A 17107-nucleotide genomic window follows, 5' to 3' on the forward strand; every position below is an offset into this window, starting at 1 on the left:
CAGTAACTGAATAGAGGACGCGCTAGTCAGGGAGACACCATCGCGGAGATTTCTGCAAAGGTTGTGCTCATTGCTGCGTCTGCCCAGCTGTACGCATCTGTTCCGCGCAACACCACCTCCGCGCCGCCGTCGCAGTAGAGCATTTGCCCGCACATATGGCTGTTCTGCTCAGACGTAAGCCAGATCAGCAGATCCGCAATTGATTCTGGCGGCTGGTGGCTGTTCAGCGGAGTCGGCACTATGGCGTTCATCATGGTCGCGCCATCAGCCGTACCGAGCAACCCTGCCGTCATCGGGGTCATTACCAGACCAGGTGCCACGGCGTTGAGCGGAATGCCGGCGCCTGCCCAGACAGCGGTTGGGGCCTCGCGACGTAGCCACAGAGATATCGCGCGTTTGGTGGACTGATAAACGAGATTCGCCGAGCCCTCATCCAGCGTCATGTTGGATGCAATCTTGAGCGCAGCGCCCTCATCGTCAGCCACCAACGCGTCCACCAATTGCGGGTGATTCGGGTGGATACACGACACGGAGGAGACGAGTGCGGCACGCGGGGCTGACGCCTGCGCCAAAACGGGGCGGATCAAAGTAAGGAACTCCGTCATGCCGAAATAGTTCACAGAAGCCGTCAACGGCTTCGGTAACGCGATTCCCGCACAGGCGATGACCGCATCCACGGAGCCAGACGCTGCATCGACGGCAGCCTTCACTGCCGCCCCCCGGCCGGTAGCCGTCGACAGATCCCCCTGGATATCAGCGCCCCGCAGATCCACTCCCACGACGGTCGCTCCCTGTGTAAGCAAGCGGTCCGCGGTGGCCTTACCTATACCCGAACCGGCCCCGGTGACTACATACGTGCGGCCCATGTCCAGACCATCCCTTCTGCTGGCGTAGCAGCCCGTCCCCAGGTCAGTTGCCTCGGACTCCTTGCCTGCAGGAAACCGGGCGTAGGATTACCAACCCGTAGCACTCGGCTACCCTGGATCATGATTTGGCTAATTCCCGGCCCAAACCGACCTGTAGACGGCTTTGTAGTCAAACGGCACCTGATACGGCTTGCCCGCTGGCGGAATGGCGTCCGGGTTATCTGTGTTCACGGCCGCCTGCCCCACCCCCTGAGGGGCCGCAGCCACCCCATTGAAGTACCGGTTGAGGTTGTCCATCGCAGCCCACCCCTTGAAAGTGTCGTCTGCGGCGCCGGGCCACGTTAGTTTTCCGTTGCCGACAAGTTCAGTCGCCTCGGCGATGCCGAGCCCTCCGGCCATGGTTGCCTTACTGCCCGCTTCGTTCATCGCCGCGGCTCCGCCAAGCGTGCCGTACATGAAGTCAAACGGCAGGAACACGCCGTTGGCGTCGGGGTTGGTCACGAGTGAGGTCCTGAAGTTTTGGATCCACGGACCGTTTGGGATGAGGTCTGTCCCCGGGGAATTTATCGACTGAAGAATCTTGCATCCCGAGCACTTTGCGATCTCTTCCTGGAACCCTTCGGCGATCGCATGTTCAAGCGGATCCGGCCCATCAGTTGAGATAGCTCGTAGATTTCCTTTGGTTGCTGCAATGAGGTACCATGCAGCCCTCCTGCCGTTGTCCTTCCAAAATTCCTCGATATTGTCACCGACGGACTTATTGACGGCGTTCGGGACAGTGAACAAGGGGGTTCCGTCGGCACCATTGCAGTTCACGCCGTCAACGCTGATGACAGGGACACCTTGGTCTTTCGCCTCTTGCAAGGGCTGCTGCGCGACCGTGCAGCTGAAGCCTTGGATGTAGAGGGCATTAGGGTGGGATGCCAACGCTGTGCGAATCGCGGTGGCATACCCGCCGGCGATGTTCAGGTTTCCGTCCGCGTAGTTGTAGTCCCAACCCAACGCTTTGGCGGCTTCTTTGGCAGCCTCCGCACCCGAGTTGCAGGGTGAACCGCAATTGATGACCCACACCGACTTGCCCTTTGCGGCTGCCGGTCCGTCGGAGGGCGGTTCTGCAGAGGTGCCCTTGTAGAGTTCGGCGAGCGACGGAAAATCCGCAGTGCCGGCGCCGCCGGAGGATGAACCGATATTTGCAGCCTCAGGTGATGCTGACGAGCAGCCCACCACCAGCATGGCCAGCACTCCCATCACTGCGATGGCCGTAGACAGCCTCCGCGCTTTCGTGAATCTCATCTTGCTTCCAATCTATGAGTAGTTAAAAGTTGCCGTGAGAGGGTCGCCGCCGGAGTCACTTCGCGCCTATTCCAGCCCGCTCCGGTTTTGGATGACTTTCCCAAGCCTGACTCGGTACCGCGCTACGGGCGGCAGCGGCGCGTCCGCACCATGTGTGCTCGTCCTACTGAAGCCAGCGCCCTGCGGGACCGCTGCCGTGCACACCAGAGTCGAGGACATTTCCAGCTCCCTTGCTGTTGTGTCCTGCCAGGCTCTTTGCACAAGTTAGCATTGAAAGATGTATCAAACAATCGTACGGTAGTTAAATTTTGCGACAGATTCTCGGGACCCTACTTCTGAGCTATTACGCAAAATCGTTTATTCCTGCGCCGACAGGCACCCAGCTTCATGCTCAACGTCGTTGACCTGGTTGTAAGCGCGGTAATGTTTCCGCCTCGCCTGGCTAGGCATGGAATCCGCCATTCGGCGGGATGATATACACTGGCGATTCTCATTTAACGGAAGCCTTTGACGGCGCCAGCGCTGCCCATTTCCATACCGGAATCGTCCGGCGTTCTGCGCTCCCCGCTCCCGCGCACAAGCGTCCTCACGGAGTTCAAGACAGCCGTCATCCACACGGGACTCCGGGGTCAACGCCGATATGAGGCCTCCCGTCCCCTTAGCGGTCGAGGAGTTCAGAGATCAGTGGCAACGTCTTTATGGTGCTTGGTCACGAGGACGCCGGCGTAGTACGGTATTGGCTACTCAAAACCGGGAAAATTGAAGAACCGCCTCGACCCATCGTGCTTGTCGCGGAGTTCCTTCAGCTTCTTGAGCTTCGGCTCTGAAAGCGGTCGGAAATAGCGACGCCCGAGGTTCTCGTCGTTGAGCTGCACCCCATTTGACCAAGGCTCAAGGGCCCGCATGTTCTCAGTTACCCACGCAATGGCTCTCTCATCGTCCGCAGCGTCTTCGTAGATCGCGTACGCGGAATAGAACGAGGGCCCAGGAGAGGAAACGGCAGCGGTCTCCTCGTCGTCAGCGGTCCACAGCCACCACAGAAGATATGACCTTGGTGACGGCAGGTTGTCGATGATAGGCGCCAGCTGGGGAATAAGGTCATCGATTCCCGCACTTGTCCACATGTTATCGACGGCATACCTGTAACCAGGCGGGTCGATGAGGTCATTAAGCGCGTAGATCTCTTCGATAGAAGTAGGCGCGGCTTCACCAATGGCAGCTTCCGCCACCGGGCAATCCTTGAGTGGCTGAAGAGCGGCACGAGCGGCCTCTTCGCTGTCGGCAAAGATGGTTGCCGCAACCAATACTCCGAGGTTAATAACCGAAGGGTCCTCACTGTCGGGGTAGCCGCCGATCAGCAGGTATAACTCGACATCGTTGTCAAGCTTGTCCGAGATGGTCAGGCTCCATCGCAGCGCCTCCTCCCAGCGCGATAACGGAAACGTGAGGGACAAGTTCATCCCCACACTGGGCCGTGGATAGACCTCGAGATGGAAGCTTGTAACAATGCCAAAGAATCCGGCGCCCGAACCACGTGCTGCCCAGTAATAGTCAACGTTCTGGGTCTCGTCAGCGCGAATTAGTTCGCCTTGTGGAGTGACGACGTCGATCGCACGTACGCTCATGCACGACTCGCGCTTACCCCCTGCCACGCCGTAACCGCCACCCAGCAGGAAACCGCCCAGACCCACCGAAGGGCAGTGGCCCGTGGGAAAGAAAAGATCATAGGGAGCCAAAGCTCCGTTCAGCTGTTCTCCCTTGGTTCCCGGCCCTACACGGGCCAGATGTGATTCAACATCTACTTCAATCGAGTTCAAAGCAGAGAGATCGATGAGCACGCCTCCGTCACGCAGACTCGAGGCGGCCCAGGCGTGGCCACCAGATCGCGCGGAAACCTTCATATTATTGGCTGCGGCCCATCGGACCACCTGGGCAACCTCTATTTGATTCTTGACTTTCACAATCACGTCAGGAAAACGGTCAGGGACGTTCTCCTGCCACACAATCCCCCGACGTGCTTCCTCGTAGCCATCCTCACCTCGAGCGACTGCGAAGTCCACCAAATCCTCTACGCTACTCATCCCGACAGGTCCTCTCCACAGCCCAGGTAATGAAGCCCATTCAGCGTATGCTAAGGCGATACTCTACCCTACAGTTGTTTGAAAAGGGGGTGGGTCCCGTCGCTGTTTTACGGAGTTGCTGAAGACGGGCAGTCGCCCTAAGACTAAAGTGAATGTCGGGACTCTCGCAGCTAAGAGGCTCGGATAGAGTCGCCGACAAGAGCGACGAGCGCATCAACAATGGCATCGTGGTCAAACTGACGGCTCGAACGCCGGCTCGGCCAGAACCTGACGTTATTTACAGCGCCGAGTATGAAGCGCGTCAGCAGGCGCTGATCGATGTCGTTGCGGATACTTCTGTCGGCTTGACCAGCGACCACCTGATCGCTGATGTCACGTTCGAACGCGCGGCCCCAACCTGCAGCCGCCACCTGCCGATCTCCGGTCAAGTGCTTCATCTCCGTGAAGAAGATGTTCGCGCGCTCGACGTTCGCCAAGTACCACACACTTAGCCTGCGAACGTAGAGGAGGAGGGTTTCCAGCGGCGGCAAGTCGAGTTCGATCACTTCACGGTGAATTTCCCTCGACTGCTCGTGGGACTCTTCCAGGATGCGGTAGAGAAGCTCTTCCTTGGAGCTGAAATAGTGGTAGAGGCTGCCCTTAAGAACGCCGACCCGTTCCGCGACCTCCTGGATCGACGTCGATGCGTAACCTTTATCGGACATGACCGAGATAGCTGCAGCGATCACATTGTCGTCCCGGTTAAAGCGTTCGCGCGTTTTTGCGGCTTTCTCTGGCACGCCTTGGGTAGTCTTGACGGTCGGCATATTCCTCCTAGGATCAGCTCCACGCGACTGGCTGCGCGGAGAATTATCAAGATTATGGCTTCAGGCAGATTCGCCAGGAACATCAACGAAGTGCCACTACCCCCGTTTGTCAGTTACGAGACTGCCGTGATGAGGTGCAGGTTGAAACTCCAGCTAGTCATCTCCCCTCACGGTCCAGACCGCGTGGTGGCGAATGAATTTGGCGCTAGCGACCTTCCAAGCCCCGTCCACCCTTTTGTAGGTCTCCTCGTAATGACCGTAGCCCTCCAGTTTGGAGAAGCGAAATTCCGAGCCGGGTGGAAACCAAATCTGATCGTTCAACGACCACGTACCGATGGCTGACTCATCATCCAAAATATCGATGTCCGGCATGTGGCCGTGGTGCGACGTTACGGCGTCACCGAGGGCATCCCTGGCCCACGCCGCTGCTTCCTTGGCGCCTTCAACCCGGTAGACATGCTGAACGAGTTCGTCGACATCTTGGCCAGTATCCGACTCCGTGAAGTCGAAGATGATGTCGTCAGTAAAGTTCGCGGCAAACGCGTCCCAGTCCTTTTTGTCGAGCGCTCGAAAGTACCGCGACTTGAGTCTTTTGATTTCTTCCACTGCGATCAGCCGCTGGACATCATCCAAGCCATTCTCCTCTCGACGTTTTCCCGAACAGGATGTAGAATCCTCAATTTTACAGAAGTGGCAATCTCCTGTCAAACAAACGATCGAATTACTATGGGCTGGTCCCACGCGTGTTGAGATCACCGCGTACCGGGCAGCAGAGAGAACCGTGCTGCCCGGCAACAAGGCCAAGAGCGCGGAAGCCAGCCGACGCATGGCCACGTAGACGGCTGCATTGCACCCCGAATTTGTCTCGGACCGGCGACATCGTGAACCCAGTAGTCATGGCCTTATGACTGGAAGGCTTCAAAGGCTGCGTAGCTATCCAAATGCTCGCGGAAGAGATTGATCTTGTCGCCCTGGAAGCGAAAGTACCAGTGATAGCGATTGGAGTAGCGCTTTCCCGACCCTGTCACCGTTTCGCATGAGCCCTGCATCGACGCGTGGGTGCCGTCAGCCAAAGCTTGGCCGCAGGTGTAGTTGAAACCGTTGGGGAACATTTCGCGAAGCACGCCAGGCATTACTTCGAGAAATTGATTCCTGTCCACTTTTTGCGAGCTTCCGGGTGCAGAGGTGATGATTTCAAATTGAAAATCTGCTGCGATCATGTCGGCCAAGTCTGCTGTAGCATTTCGGTCAAGTGCTGCGATGAACTCGCGGATGCGCTCTTTCTGTCGATCTGGGTTCATTATTCTTTCCTTTCAGAACGTGATTTCACTTCCAGTGGTGATGACTTCGGGAAGCCGAGAGCCTCAATGAGCATCTCTTCTACCGTACGTTTGGCGGCTATCTCACAAAGTGCCGGTCGATGTGCCCAACGACTCAGGGTTCGGGGCTCAGTACACCGCGACGAGGCGCCCCGTAACTTCCCCATTGGCGAGCCGGCGTATCCCGTCCGGGATACCTTCGAAGTCGGTGGGGGAGATTACTGGCTCGATGTCACCGGAAGCGATCCAAGCGAGCACAGCTTCCATATCCCTTTTGCTGCCTCCACCGCTGCCCACAAGGGTGACGTTCTTCGATACCAGTTGATAGGTGTCGATCGTCGCTTCCAAGCGGCCCATTCCAATCAAAACAACTCGTCCGCGCTCACGGACAGCACCGATCGCACCTGACGTAGTAGACCCGAACCCAGCGAAGTCAACGATGACGTCCAGCTCCAGGTCCGCCAATTCGGACACGTCGCGCACCACTCGGCGCGCACCGATCTCTCGAGCATCCTCCCACACGTCCTGGTTTACTTCGGCGACGTAAATCTCGGCACCGCTTAGCACAGCGATGCGCGCACCCATCCGTCCAAGCGCCCCGAACCCGATGATCCCAACGCGTAGCCCACTCTTAACCTGGCCAGCACCGACAATGCCCGCGTGGGCGGTCATCCCAGGTTCCGCGAACACAGCTCGCTCCAGCGCAACGCCATCGGGAATGCGAACCAGATTCTCGGCGCGCGCCACAACATACTGTCCGAATCCACCATTCCTCAGGTAGCCGTGGAGCTCCCCAATCGACCACACAACCACGCGGTCCCCCTTGGAGAACCCCGTGACATCTGAACCGAGAGCGATAACTTTACCCGCGATCTCATGGCCGGGGACGACGGGCACATTCATCATGCCAAGCCATTTGCTGTCTTCGAACAGCCCGACATCGGAGTGGCAGATACCACAGGCACCCACGGCGATGAGCACCTCCCCCGCTTTGGGTTCGGGGTTCGGTAAATCGACCAACTCGAGTGGGGCATCCGTATCGCTAAAGCGCCAGGCTTTCATCATTCTCTCCTTCTATTTCGGGCACAGCTCGTGCCGTGCAGACGCACCGAGAACGGCTCGCGTCTTATGACTTTCGGTAAAACTGATGCGCGAAGGTCTTAGCGAGATGCAGTTGGTTCGTTCCTCGACCACAACGAGCGGCACCGGTCTCCGACCGGTCGCAAGGAAGAACCAGCCATGTGCGATCACGCCCCCGCCGATTTGATTTTGCAAATCTGTGACGCGCTCAGCGCCCGCTGACTTTGCCAAAGAGTTGGGCTACGGGCGCCAGCACTGGGGGCCGCGCGGCGAACCATCCGACAACGATCAGCACGAGACCACCGAAGAATACCCAGAACCCAAACCAGTTCACGGCATCCTGCCCGCCGTACATGTGGTTAAGGTTGCGAAGGGCACCCGTCGCCATGACCAGAGTGACGTGCACGACAATGAAAACCACGAAGTAGAGCATCACTGGGAAATGCACCGCGCGCGCCCATTCGAGCGGGTAGAACTTATTCAACCTGGAAGCGTTCTTGGGCCAGAAGCCTGACATGCGTACACCGCTGATGGCGGCCAGCGGTGCAGCAATGAAGATAGTCAGGAAGTAGGCGAGCACCTGCAGGCTGTTGTAGTTGACCCATCCGTTCTCGGTCGGCCAGTCCAAGGATACGTACTGTAGCGCTGCCGAGCCAGCGTTCGGAATGACATCCCAGCCGGTAGGAACAACCCGCATCCACTGGCCAGTCGCGAAGAGCAGGACGACGAAGACAAGGCCGTTGATCAGCCACAAGAGGTCAAGGGACTGATGAAACCACAGCGAAAGGCTGACCTTGCCTCCGCCATTCATGGACCATCGAGGCGTCCAGAACACGCGTGGACGCTTATCTGTGCGCACCTGCCATCCGGTACGGATGATCAGCACCATGAAGAACGTATTGAAGTAATGCTGCCAACCCAGCCAGCCGGGAATCCCCACCGACGCAGTATCCGGCAGACGCGACTCCCCCGGATAAGTTGTCAGGAAATCCTGTACATCATCAAGCGAGACGAACCATCGTGCTGCAAGCACGAGCGCTGCCATGGCAACAAGCATCCCACCGCCACCTAGAAGGCCCGACCGCCACCACTGAACACCTGTGCGGGATCTGCGGCGCTTCGGCTCGGATGGCGGGGCCTTACTGCTCGACGATGGCGCCGGCAACACACCCAAGGTAGGCATTCCCGGCTTGTGCGGTACCGCTGGCACGGCATCGACGGATTCTGTTGGAGCCGCAGCAGGGTGGTCGAAGACGGTCTTCGGCGCTTGGGGGGCCAGCAAGGGCGACGCATTAGGCTTCGGTGCGGATCCCATCGCGGGCTCGCCGTCGACAGCTCGCGGGAGCCCCCGACGCAGCGGTGTCGGACCGGCGACCGGTTCACTGACTGACCCCTGGACGGCCTCGACTACCGAAGACGGTTTCGGTGCCGGTTTGTCTGCGATCGCTGAATTTGTCTCGAGTAATCCCGGAATTTCGGGGATGACGTGGGGTACGGAAGGCCAGGGTTCGCCTCCGGAAACGCGTGGGAGCCCGCGGCGGGGGGCAAGGACTGCCGAGCCGGTGGTCGACACAACAGCGGTCGATGAAATACCGACGGGGGAGTCTACCGACGCCGCGGAACCTGCCGCCAAGCGTTCAAAAGGCTCTTCAGCCCCCGCATTCCCCTCGGCCTGGCCGCGCTCAGGAGCCGACACAGAGATAGGCCATGGCTCACCACCCAGGCGCCGTCGCAGACCACGGCGTGTAACTCCCCTATACATCCCCATGGGCTCTAGACCTTCCGCGCTTGCAAAGCCGCGATCAATTGCGGCACTACGGTGAATACGTCGCCGACGACACCGAAATCCGCAATCTCGAAAATGGGTGCCTCCTCATCCTTGTTGATCGCGATGATAGTCTTGGCTGTCTGCATTCCCGCCTTGTGCTGGACCGCCCCCGATATACCCAGTGCGACATAAAGCTGGGGCGACACCGAGACACCGGTCTGGCCCACCTGATGTGCTTGCGGCACGTAACCCGCGTCAACAGCGGCCCGCGACGCGCCGACCGCGGCACCAAGGGCGTCGGCCAATTGATCCACGAGCACAAACTGTTCCTTCGAACCCAGTCCCCGACCACCCGACACTACGGAGACCGCTCCCCGTAATTCCGGGCGGGACGTGGCGACCACCGCGATGTCCACCGAACCGATCGACGCCGAGCGCCGCCCCGATGGCTGCACCACAAGTTGCTCCGCAGCCGGTGGCATTGCCTCGGCCCGCGCCTCAATGGCGCCTTGGCGTACCGTAATTACAGGCGTACCCCAAGTGGCCGCAGACTCGACGTTGTAGGCGCCCCCATACACCGAATGTTGGATGACGATCCCCTCTGCGTCTCGTGCAAGACCGACGGCATCCACGGCGAGCGTCGACCGGGTGCGTGCTGCATATCGGGCGGCTACATCGCGTCCTTCAATCGAGTTGGACACGAGGATGGCGTCGGGACGAACCAGGCCTGCCGCAGCCACCAGTGCGTCGACCAGGGGTACGGTGAGTCCGGCGCCAATAGGGGCGACCAAGACTGAAGCCGCACCCAACGCCGCGGCGTCCGAGGCAAGCTCGGTCCCGTCGGCCACAATCAGCGCTATTGGGGTGCCGACAACGGCGGCGGCCCCAAGCAACGCTGCACTGGAACGGGCGAGCTCGCCCGTCGGCGTCACATCGAGATACACCAGGATCGCATCTTCCGCGTATGCAACCATTTCGATCTCCTTAAGTCAACTGGTTCTGGATGAGAAAATCCGCAAGCTGCTCGCCCGCGTCGCCCATGTCGACAATCTTCGTGCCCCCGGCGCGCGGAGGCTTCTCCGATAGGGCAATCACAATCGACCGGGATGCTTCTGGATCTTCCGCACTGACGCCGAGATCCTTCAGCGACAACGTCTCGATGGGTTTCTTCTTGGCGGACATGATGTCCTTGAAGCTCGGGAATCGCGCCTCCGGCAGGGCCTCAGTGATGGAGATTACCGCCGGCATTTCGGCGGACACCTGCAGGGACGCGCCGTCTGAGGCACGCAGGCCGGACACCGCACCTTCTGATATGGCAACCGAGCTCAACGACGAGAGCTGTGGCGTATCCAACAACTCGGCAATCATGGCAGCGATCACGCCACCCGAACCGTCTGTGGACTGATTTCCCGCGATCACCAGATCGAACCCGATTCGGGTGAGTGCTGCCGCGAGTACCTCAGCTGTCAGCCCCAGGTCGGCCCCCGTTAGCGCATCGTCGACCACCTGAACGGCGGAGGCCGCCCCCATCGCCAAAGCCTTCCGCACCGTGGCAGTTGCCCCCGACGGAGTCATGGAAAGCACCACTACCTCAGTCCCTGCATTCTTTCTTGCATAGCTCAACGCGACCTCGAGCGAACGCTCACAGACTTCGTCCATGACCATTTCCACTGTGTCACGATCAGCCAGTCCCGTCTCCAGATTTAGCTTTCGATCCCCATAGGTATCCGGGACGTCCTTGACCAAGACGACGATCTTCATATGCGCTCCCAACTTTGGCTAGAAACATAGTCTACCAAACGCTTGTTTGCTAAACAAGCATAGCGGACTGGTTCAGCAGATCGAGTTTCCCCCGTCGGCCACAATCGTGGTACCGACGACGTAACTGGAAAGCTCAGATGCTAGCCAGACAACAACGTTTGCGATCTCATCCGGCGTTCCGAAACGGCCAGCAGGGATTGAGGCAGCCATGTCAGATCGTATTTCGGCGGTGGTAGACGACGAGAGCATCGGCGTGTCGGTCATGCCAGGAGCTACGGCGTTGACGCGAAGCCCACTCTGGGCGTAATCAAGGGCGGCAGACTTAACGAATCCAAGCACAGCATGCTTGCTCGCGACATAGGCGGCGAGCCCCGGTGCGCCTACGACGCCAAGTCCCGATGCTGTCGCAATAAAGGACGCGCTTCCCGATTTCACGAGTTCGGGTACCGCCGCCTGAAATGTCACGAACAGACCTGTCAGGTTGACCTCGAGCACACGCCTCCACAGATTCAGCGGGATATCGCCGGCAACTGAGGCTGGCTGGGAAACTCCAGCGTTTGCATGGACGACGTCAAGTTTTCCGAACTCGGCTACAGCAAAGGCAACGACCGCCCCGACGTCGTCAGGATTGGTTACGTCTCCTCGCATGTATCGGGACGAGCCCGGCCGAAGGATATTGGCAAGGCGACAGGTTTCCGCGAGGGCGTCCTCGTCCACGTCGCAGCCCACTAGGTTCGCTCCGTGCTCCACCAGTGCGAGCATGGAAGCGCGCCCGATTCCCTCACCCGCACCGGTAACGAGCGCAACTCGTCCAGTCAACAGGTTCGACGTCATAGCTTCTCCATTCGTTTCAATCGACACTCGACTTTTCAGGTTCGCGTTTGACTGCGATGATGCCGCCTGACCCGTCGCAACCCACCACGACGGAACCGTCCGGAGCAATGGCCAGGTCGGCGAAGGGAAGCCATGGACCGGGAGCGAGCCCCGGGAGTCCGGCGACAATGGTCTCGCCCACTCCAGCGGCGGGTCCGACAGGGACGTTATTCGCGATTACCGAGCTCGGTATACGACCACTGAGCGCTACATGATGCAGCTCCCGCGTTTGGCGATCGATCACGTATGCGTCGTCGCCGGAAGCGGCGACGCCGTGAGGTTCACCAAGGCCCGTTAGCAGCAATTTCGAGGACCCGTCCGGATTGAAATATCGTAGTTGTCCTGACCCTGACTCGGACACAATCACTCCCCCATCCTCAGTCACCGCGACGCCCATAGGGCGCGCAAGGCCCGTTGCGAGAACGGCCACGCCGGTAGTATCGACTCGCAGGATCTCACCGCTCTCCGATGCCGCGGCGATTATCGCACCGTCTCGGGTGCTGGTGATTCCCATCAGCCCATTGATTCCTTTTGCCAGAAACTGCGCGTCGCTTCCCGGACGGTAGACCGCTATGCCGCCGGCTGTCGTTCCGAGGGCGAGCCGTCCGTCGCTGAGATACGTGACTGAACGCAAGACCCCTGGAAAACCAGGGATACTTACAGATGCTGGTCGATCGATGACGCCATCTTGTCTCAAGACCGCGTAACTCAGAGCGTCTGCAGCACAGATTGTGCCGTCTGGTGCGACGTCGATCCCGAACGGACCCACGAGACCAGGACTGATAAGGACCGCCGACGCGCCGTCGTGGTCTATTCCGACTATGCTCCCGTTGAGCTGATTGGATACGAACAGCCAGCCGTCCCTGCGGAACGCCAAGTTGTCGGTTCCTTGCGGCAGGGATGCCACGACGACGGTTGAACCCGACCGCGGGTCCACCCGCAGCACATCGCCTCCAGCCAGTGATGCATAGAGTTCGCCCTCAGGGCTGAACTTGACCGCGGTTGGACTGCTTAATCCGGAGGCTACGCGCTCGGGTGAACCTGCGTCGATGCCAACTTTCCACAGCTCCCCTGCGAAGACCGATGGGTAGTAAAGGTGGTAGTCGGGTCCCACCGCTAAGCCGTTGGGCCAATCGACGCCCTCGGCGATCACCCTTCGCTCACGTCCGTCGGGGTAGAGTTCCATGATGCGTCCGCCCGGACGAAACTCATCGACGAATACCCTGTCACCATGGGTCGTCACGCCGTTGGCCGACGGCACGTCGGCATCCAGAACGCTAACCTCACCGCCTGGATGCCGCATACTGACCCTTCCGAGAGCAAACTCGGTGACGTACATCGTGCCGTCCGCGCCGAACGCGAGGTCGTCAGGACACTCGATGGGGTCGTCAGAACGACTGATGTTCCGCACACTCCCGTCACGAGTGTTGATCGCACTTATCTCGCTTCCATGCCCTTCAGCGACATAGAGGTCTCCATCCGGCCCGAACACCAGTCCATTTGCACCGACCAGCGAGCTTGGAGGAGCGACCTGCGTCCAAGACCATCCCGGAGCCACCCCGAGTTGGTCGACGACATGTCCCCCATATCGGGTCGTAGTTTCATTCATCCGGCTTCGCCCCCTGACCGGCAAGGCTAGCGCTTGGCGATCGGTGCGTGCGGGGCCATGAGCTTCTGAAAATCCCCGGGCATTTCGCCCCAGAGGTTACCGCCGCGAGGGTCCTCGACGCTCCAGTGGCGTGGCTTCCATCCATCTCCGGCGATCTTCTGCATGTCCGCGTATACCTCTACGAGCAACCCATCGGGTGCTACATGGTAGCTCGCGATGTTGTCCCCACCACCATGCCGTCCAAGTCCCCACATGTATCCGAGACCCGAGCGCGCGAGTTGGTCGCCCAAGCGTCCGAGGTCAGCCGTGCCGGGTACTTCCATGGCGTAGTGGTGAACGCCCTCGATCGGTCCGCGTCCAACCGCAATCGTGTGATGCTCAAGGTGGCACCGCAGGAAGCCGATGTAGGGATCTTCGGGTGTCCCGATCCAGTCGGACGCCTTGAATCCGAATACGTCGATAAGGAATTCGACCAACCCTTTAACATCCTGGGTCCACATGAACGCGTGTGCCAGCCGGTGTGTCATGACCCCCTTGGGTTGGTAGTCGCGTTCGACCTGTTCCATCTCCACATAGGTGTCGATGACGTGTCCAGTGGGTGCGATAATGCGCAGAAGTTCCGGAATTCCGGGCTCACTGGTAACAGAAGAGTCAATCGTCGCCCCGATCGCGATGGCTCGCGCACGGATCTCGTCCAGTGCAGCTTGATCCTGGGCGATGAGACCGATGTGGTCGAACTCCGGTCCCTCGGATCCGCCAATGAACTCCATGATGTGGTGGTTGCACTGCGGCCAAACGGAGGGGTAGGGGCTTCCTTGAGTTACGTACGCGGTATCTCCGATGCGCTCAACTTCGAGCATCCCGAGTACTTCCGTGACGTATTTGACAGAGACATCGACGTCCGGGACGCGGAAGGCGATATGTCCGATGTCGGCGATAAGCATGAGCAGTTACTCCTATTGGTTTTAGACGGTATCCGTAGCCGAACCGGCGACAGGGTTGAATGGTTGGTCGGTGTAGGCCAGTTGGCGCTGAATGAATCCTGCTATCCCAGCGAGGGCCCTGACGAGGTTTTCGCTCTCGGGAGCGAGACCCCGATTGAGGAAGATATGCGGCGCGTCGGGGTAGATCGCGAGTTCCACGATCCCGCCAGCTTTGGCGTAAGCGCCAGCGAAGGCTACCTGACGGTCTGTCGAAACGCCTCCCATATCGTCGGCATCGCCATGAATGAGAAGCAATGGCGGAGTGGCGATGTCCGTGCGCGAAGAGACGATGTGCAACGGACTCAGCGCAGTGACCTCCTTCACGCCTCCGAAGTATTCGTGCAAGCCGTAGAAGTCAGGTTCACCCACCTCGATACCGGGAGCAGCTTCGGTGACATTCGCGTCCACCATCATGTCGACCAGGTCGACTGGGGATCCGGAGCAGACGATGTACGCGAGACTGGCATCGACCGAATCCGCATTGGGAAGAGTCGTTGCCGTAAAGGGTGCCTCGTGCCCCAACATTGCGTTGATAAGAACGTTGTGTGCACCGCTGGAGACCCCCAGGGCACCGACACCCTCGGCATTTGCGTTGAACTCTGCGGCGTGTGCCTTGAACCATCGGATGCCGAAATTGACGTCGCTGAATGTAGCCGGATAGGGGGCATAAGGACCATCGACGCGGGTGAATGTCGACGTCGGGGGCGCTTGGCGGAAATCGAGCGATACGACCACGATGCCATGCGAGGCGAGTTCGAGATCGATAGGACGCTGTCGTGTGCGACTGAAAAGACGCCACCCGCCGCCGTGGACGTCGATGAGCATGGGAAACGGACCCTGGCCCCGCGGCTGGAAGACCGTAGCGACGAGGGTCACTCCGTCCACATTGAGGTATTCGACGTCGCGGCTGTCGACTTCGAACATCGCGGTCGGATCGTAGTAGAGCGCAGACTTCAGATTGGACATAAGCTTTTGTCTCCTTCGTAGTGTCGAATAACTTTTGGCGGCTAGCCGGCGTGCGCTGCTTCGTGCACCGCTTGTTCGTGCGATCCACTCAGCTGCCGGCGCAGCTCGCCGACGACGACAGCCGCGTCCTCGATCTCGTGCATAACTCCGAAGACGTAGAAATCCGGCCGAGCGAGAATTCCCACGATGCGGTGTTCGTCGAAGTAGGCGGCATACGATCCGTCGACGTCGACTGCCACGCCGTTTCTCTCTACGTCACCGACACCGACGACGGAGCAGTTAATCGCCTCGAGAAACGCACGGTCCTCGTCCGAGAAGCTTCTGGAGACGTCCGCGTCCCGCACGATGAGTTGGAACCCCCAGCCAAAGACGTCGTCAAATTTTCCTTCACGCCCACCAAAGGACACACGTCCTTGGGGGGCGAGCTGGCCCACTGCCGGTTCAATGTCATGCTTGAAGAGGATTCCCTCATCGATGTCGGCGGCTGGTGGCGGCGGCGGCAACACAGCTCCATCAAGCAAGTCCTTGTCACGTTTTCGAGCCTTCACCGGATCCAATTCCATCGCCCAAGCTCCGATTTGCTCGGATACGGCAACCACCTCGCTGACCTGCGGAAAGCGCTCGACGAAGTACATGTCGAGCAATGAAGGATCGCTCGCGCCGCGCAGAACAAGATCAAGTTTCCACGAAAGATTCACCGCGTCGCGCAATCCGGAACAGGCTCCCTGGGCAAGGAACGGCGTCATGGTGTGGGCGGCGTCCCCCGCCAGCAGAACCCGCCCCTTCCTCCACGTGCGGGCGAGTCTGCTCTCAAAGGGAAAGAGCACCGTCCGGTAGATCTCGACATCGTCCCGCGTCAATCCATGCACGCGCTCAAGCACCTCATAGCCAGCATCGAAGCCCATCCGCTCGTCGTGCGCGCTCGCCGGGTCGGCGTAGAACTCGAATCGAAGCCGTCGGTCACCAATGGGGATAACCGCGAACGCCCGGCCCTCGGGTGCCGCCATGATAACCGACTCCCGCATGTCTTCCGACAGGCCCCAGAATTTCGGCAGAGTACGTTTGCGCACGGCGTCGACGCAGATCCAGGCACTGCGAAAATCGGAGCCCTCCCTCGCGATGCCAGCGGCTTCCCGGACGGCGCTTCGTGCTCCGTCCGCGCCGATAAGGTATTTTGCCTGGAGAGTCATGGTGTCTGCGGGATCATTGGACCCGGTCTGCCGCGCTTCGACCGTGACACCATCTTCGCTTTGGGTCCAAGACTGCACTTCCCATCCTTGGTAGACGGTAGCGCCGTGCTCACGGGCCGCCGCGTCCATGGCGTCCTCGATATGCGGCTGATACATCGAAATATGGCTCGGGTAACCGCTGGTGGTGATGCGATCGTGATCCATCTTCAAAATGAGTTGCTCGTCCTCATTCAGGAGCAGGGTGCGCCTAAGTTGGTGCGAGTCACGAAGTGCCTCATCGATGTTGCCGGCAGCCTGGACGATCCTCGCGGACTCGCCGTCGATGGTGCATAGCCGGGGAAGGCCATACAGGGAGGGCCACCTTTCTATGACACAAACACGATGACCAAGCCGAGAGAGCAAAGATGCAAAAGCCTGCCCGGTCGGACCGTAGCCAGAGACGATAACGTCAAAGGTTTCCATATGTGCGCTTCCTCCACGGAGCTAGACACCGATGTCTTTTGTAGTTTCGC

15 protein-coding genes are annotated in these 17107 nt (G+C 59.5%); all 15 read right to left on the bottom strand.

Features of this window, described 5'->3' with window-relative positions; genetic code table 11:
* Window positions 1-26: 26 nt before the first annotated feature.
* The gene (locus ACFX4T_RS15630; protein WP_223948926.1) at window positions 27-866 is read right to left on the bottom strand and encodes an SDR family oxidoreductase; all 840 of its coding nucleotides are present in this window, start codon (window positions 864-866) and stop codon (window positions 27-29) included.
* A 129-nt stretch (window positions 867-995) separates the two neighbouring features.
* Window positions 996-2159: a substrate-binding domain-containing protein gene (locus ACFX4T_RS15635; RefSeq protein ID WP_223948925.1), complete on the bottom strand. Its 1164-nt coding sequence runs from the start codon at window positions 2157-2159 to the stop codon at window positions 996-998.
* A 740-nt stretch (window positions 2160-2899) separates the two neighbouring features.
* Entirely contained in the window at window positions 2900-4240 is a 1341-nt protein-coding gene (locus ACFX4T_RS15640) for an FAD-binding oxidoreductase (protein ID WP_223948924.1), read from the bottom strand.
* A 170-nt stretch (window positions 4241-4410) separates the two neighbouring features.
* Window positions 4411-5046 (bottom strand): TetR/AcrR family transcriptional regulator, encoded by a 636-nt coding sequence (locus ACFX4T_RS15645; protein WP_377652626.1) that lies wholly within the window; start codon window positions 5044-5046, stop codon window positions 4411-4413.
* A gap of 153 nt (window positions 5047-5199) precedes the next feature.
* A complete protein-coding gene (locus ACFX4T_RS15650; protein WP_223948922.1) occupies window positions 5200-5679 on the bottom strand; it encodes a nuclear transport factor 2 family protein in 480 nt (159 codons plus the stop codon).
* Between the two features lie 269 nt (window positions 5680-5948).
* Window positions 5949-6347, bottom strand: a complete 399-nt coding sequence (locus ACFX4T_RS15655; protein ID WP_223948921.1) for a nuclear transport factor 2 family protein — start codon at window positions 6345-6347, stop codon at window positions 5949-5951.
* 147 nt (window positions 6348-6494) lie between these two features.
* Complete coding sequence (locus ACFX4T_RS15660; RefSeq protein ID WP_223948920.1) at window positions 6495-7430, bottom strand: zinc-binding dehydrogenase; 936 nt, start codon at window positions 7428-7430, stop codon at window positions 6495-6497.
* Between the two features lie 223 nt (window positions 7431-7653).
* Window positions 7654-8490, bottom strand: coding sequence for a cytochrome b/b6 domain-containing protein (locus ACFX4T_RS15665; RefSeq protein WP_223948919.1), 837 nt, complete (start codon window positions 8488-8490; stop codon window positions 7654-7656).
* A gap of 728 nt (window positions 8491-9218) precedes the next feature.
* Entirely contained in the window at window positions 9219-10187 is a 969-nt protein-coding gene (locus tag ACFX4T_RS15670) for an electron transfer flavoprotein subunit alpha/FixB family protein (protein ID WP_223948918.1), read from the bottom strand.
* Window positions 10188-10197: 10 nt separating this feature from the next.
* Window positions 10198-10974: an electron transfer flavoprotein subunit beta/FixA family protein gene (locus tag ACFX4T_RS15675; RefSeq protein WP_223948917.1), complete on the bottom strand. Its 777-nt coding sequence runs from the start codon at window positions 10972-10974 to the stop codon at window positions 10198-10200.
* 72 nt (window positions 10975-11046) lie between these two features.
* Window positions 11047-11808 (bottom strand): SDR family NAD(P)-dependent oxidoreductase, encoded by a 762-nt coding sequence (locus tag ACFX4T_RS15680; RefSeq protein WP_223948916.1) that lies wholly within the window; start codon window positions 11806-11808, stop codon window positions 11047-11049.
* A gap of 16 nt (window positions 11809-11824) precedes the next feature.
* Window positions 11825-13456, bottom strand: coding sequence for an SMP-30/gluconolactonase/LRE family protein (locus ACFX4T_RS15685; protein ID WP_223948915.1), 1632 nt, complete (start codon window positions 13454-13456; stop codon window positions 11825-11827).
* Between the two features lie 26 nt (window positions 13457-13482).
* Window positions 13483-14400, bottom strand: coding sequence for a VOC family protein (locus ACFX4T_RS15690; protein WP_216923329.1), 918 nt, complete (start codon window positions 14398-14400; stop codon window positions 13483-13485).
* A 21-nt stretch (window positions 14401-14421) separates the two neighbouring features.
* Window positions 14422-15405, bottom strand: a complete 984-nt coding sequence (locus tag ACFX4T_RS15695; RefSeq protein ID WP_223948914.1) for an alpha/beta hydrolase — start codon at window positions 15403-15405, stop codon at window positions 14422-14424.
* 41 nt (window positions 15406-15446) lie between these two features.
* Window positions 15447-17057, bottom strand: a complete 1611-nt coding sequence (locus ACFX4T_RS15700; protein ID WP_223948913.1) for a bifunctional 3-(3-hydroxy-phenyl)propionate/3-hydroxycinnamic acid hydroxylase — start codon at window positions 17055-17057, stop codon at window positions 15447-15449.
* Between the last annotated feature and the right edge of the window lie 50 nt (window positions 17058-17107).

The sequence above is a fragment of the Paenarthrobacter sp. YIM B13468 genome, from assembly GCF_042788025.1.
Classification (GTDB): Bacteria; Actinomycetota; Actinomycetes; order Actinomycetales; family Micrococcaceae; genus Arthrobacter; species Arthrobacter aromaticivorans.

Coding starts and splice junctions, on each gene's coding strand:
- ACFX4T_RS15630 (WP_223948926.1), bottom strand. CDS start 866: ATGGGCCGCACGTATGTAGTCACCGGGGCCGGTTCGGGTATAGGTAAG.
- ACFX4T_RS15635 (WP_223948925.1), bottom strand. CDS start 2,159: ATGAGATTCACGAAAGCGCGGAGGCTGTCTACGGCCATCGCAGTGATG.
- ACFX4T_RS15640 (WP_223948924.1), bottom strand. CDS start 4,240: ATGAGTAGCGTAGAGGATTTGGTGGACTTCGCAGTCGCTCGAGGTGAG.
- ACFX4T_RS15645 (WP_377652626.1), bottom strand. CDS start 5,046: ATGCCGACCGTCAAGACTACCCAAGGCGTGCCAGAGAAAGCCGCAAAA.
- ACFX4T_RS15655 (WP_223948921.1), bottom strand. CDS start 6,347: ATGAACCCAGATCGACAGAAAGAGCGCATCCGCGAGTTCATCGCAGCA.
- ACFX4T_RS15660 (WP_223948920.1), bottom strand. CDS start 7,430: ATGATGAAAGCCTGGCGCTTTAGCGATACGGATGCCCCACTCGAGTTG.
- ACFX4T_RS15665 (WP_223948919.1), bottom strand. CDS start 8,490: ATGGCAGCGCTCGTGCTTGCAGCACGATGGTTCGTCTCGCTTGATGAT.
- ACFX4T_RS15670 (WP_223948918.1), bottom strand. CDS start 10,187: ATGGTTGCATACGCGGAAGATGCGATCCTGGTGTATCTCGATGTGACG.
- ACFX4T_RS15675 (WP_223948917.1), bottom strand. CDS start 10,974: ATGAAGATCGTCGTCTTGGTCAAGGACGTCCCGGATACCTATGGGGAT.
- ACFX4T_RS15680 (WP_223948916.1), bottom strand. CDS start 11,808: ATGACGTCGAACCTGTTGACTGGACGAGTTGCGCTCGTTACCGGTGCG.
- ACFX4T_RS15685 (WP_223948915.1), bottom strand. CDS start 13,456: ATGAATGAAACTACGACCCGATATGGGGGACATGTCGTCGACCAACTC.
- ACFX4T_RS15690 (WP_216923329.1), bottom strand. CDS start 14,400: ATGCTTATCGCCGACATCGGACATATCGCCTTCCGCGTCCCGGACGTC.
- ACFX4T_RS15695 (WP_223948914.1), bottom strand. CDS start 15,405: ATGTCCAATCTGAAGTCTGCGCTCTACTACGATCCGACCGCGATGTTC.
- ACFX4T_RS15700 (WP_223948913.1), bottom strand. CDS start 17,057: ATGGAAACCTTTGACGTTATCGTCTCTGGCTACGGTCCGACCGGGCAG.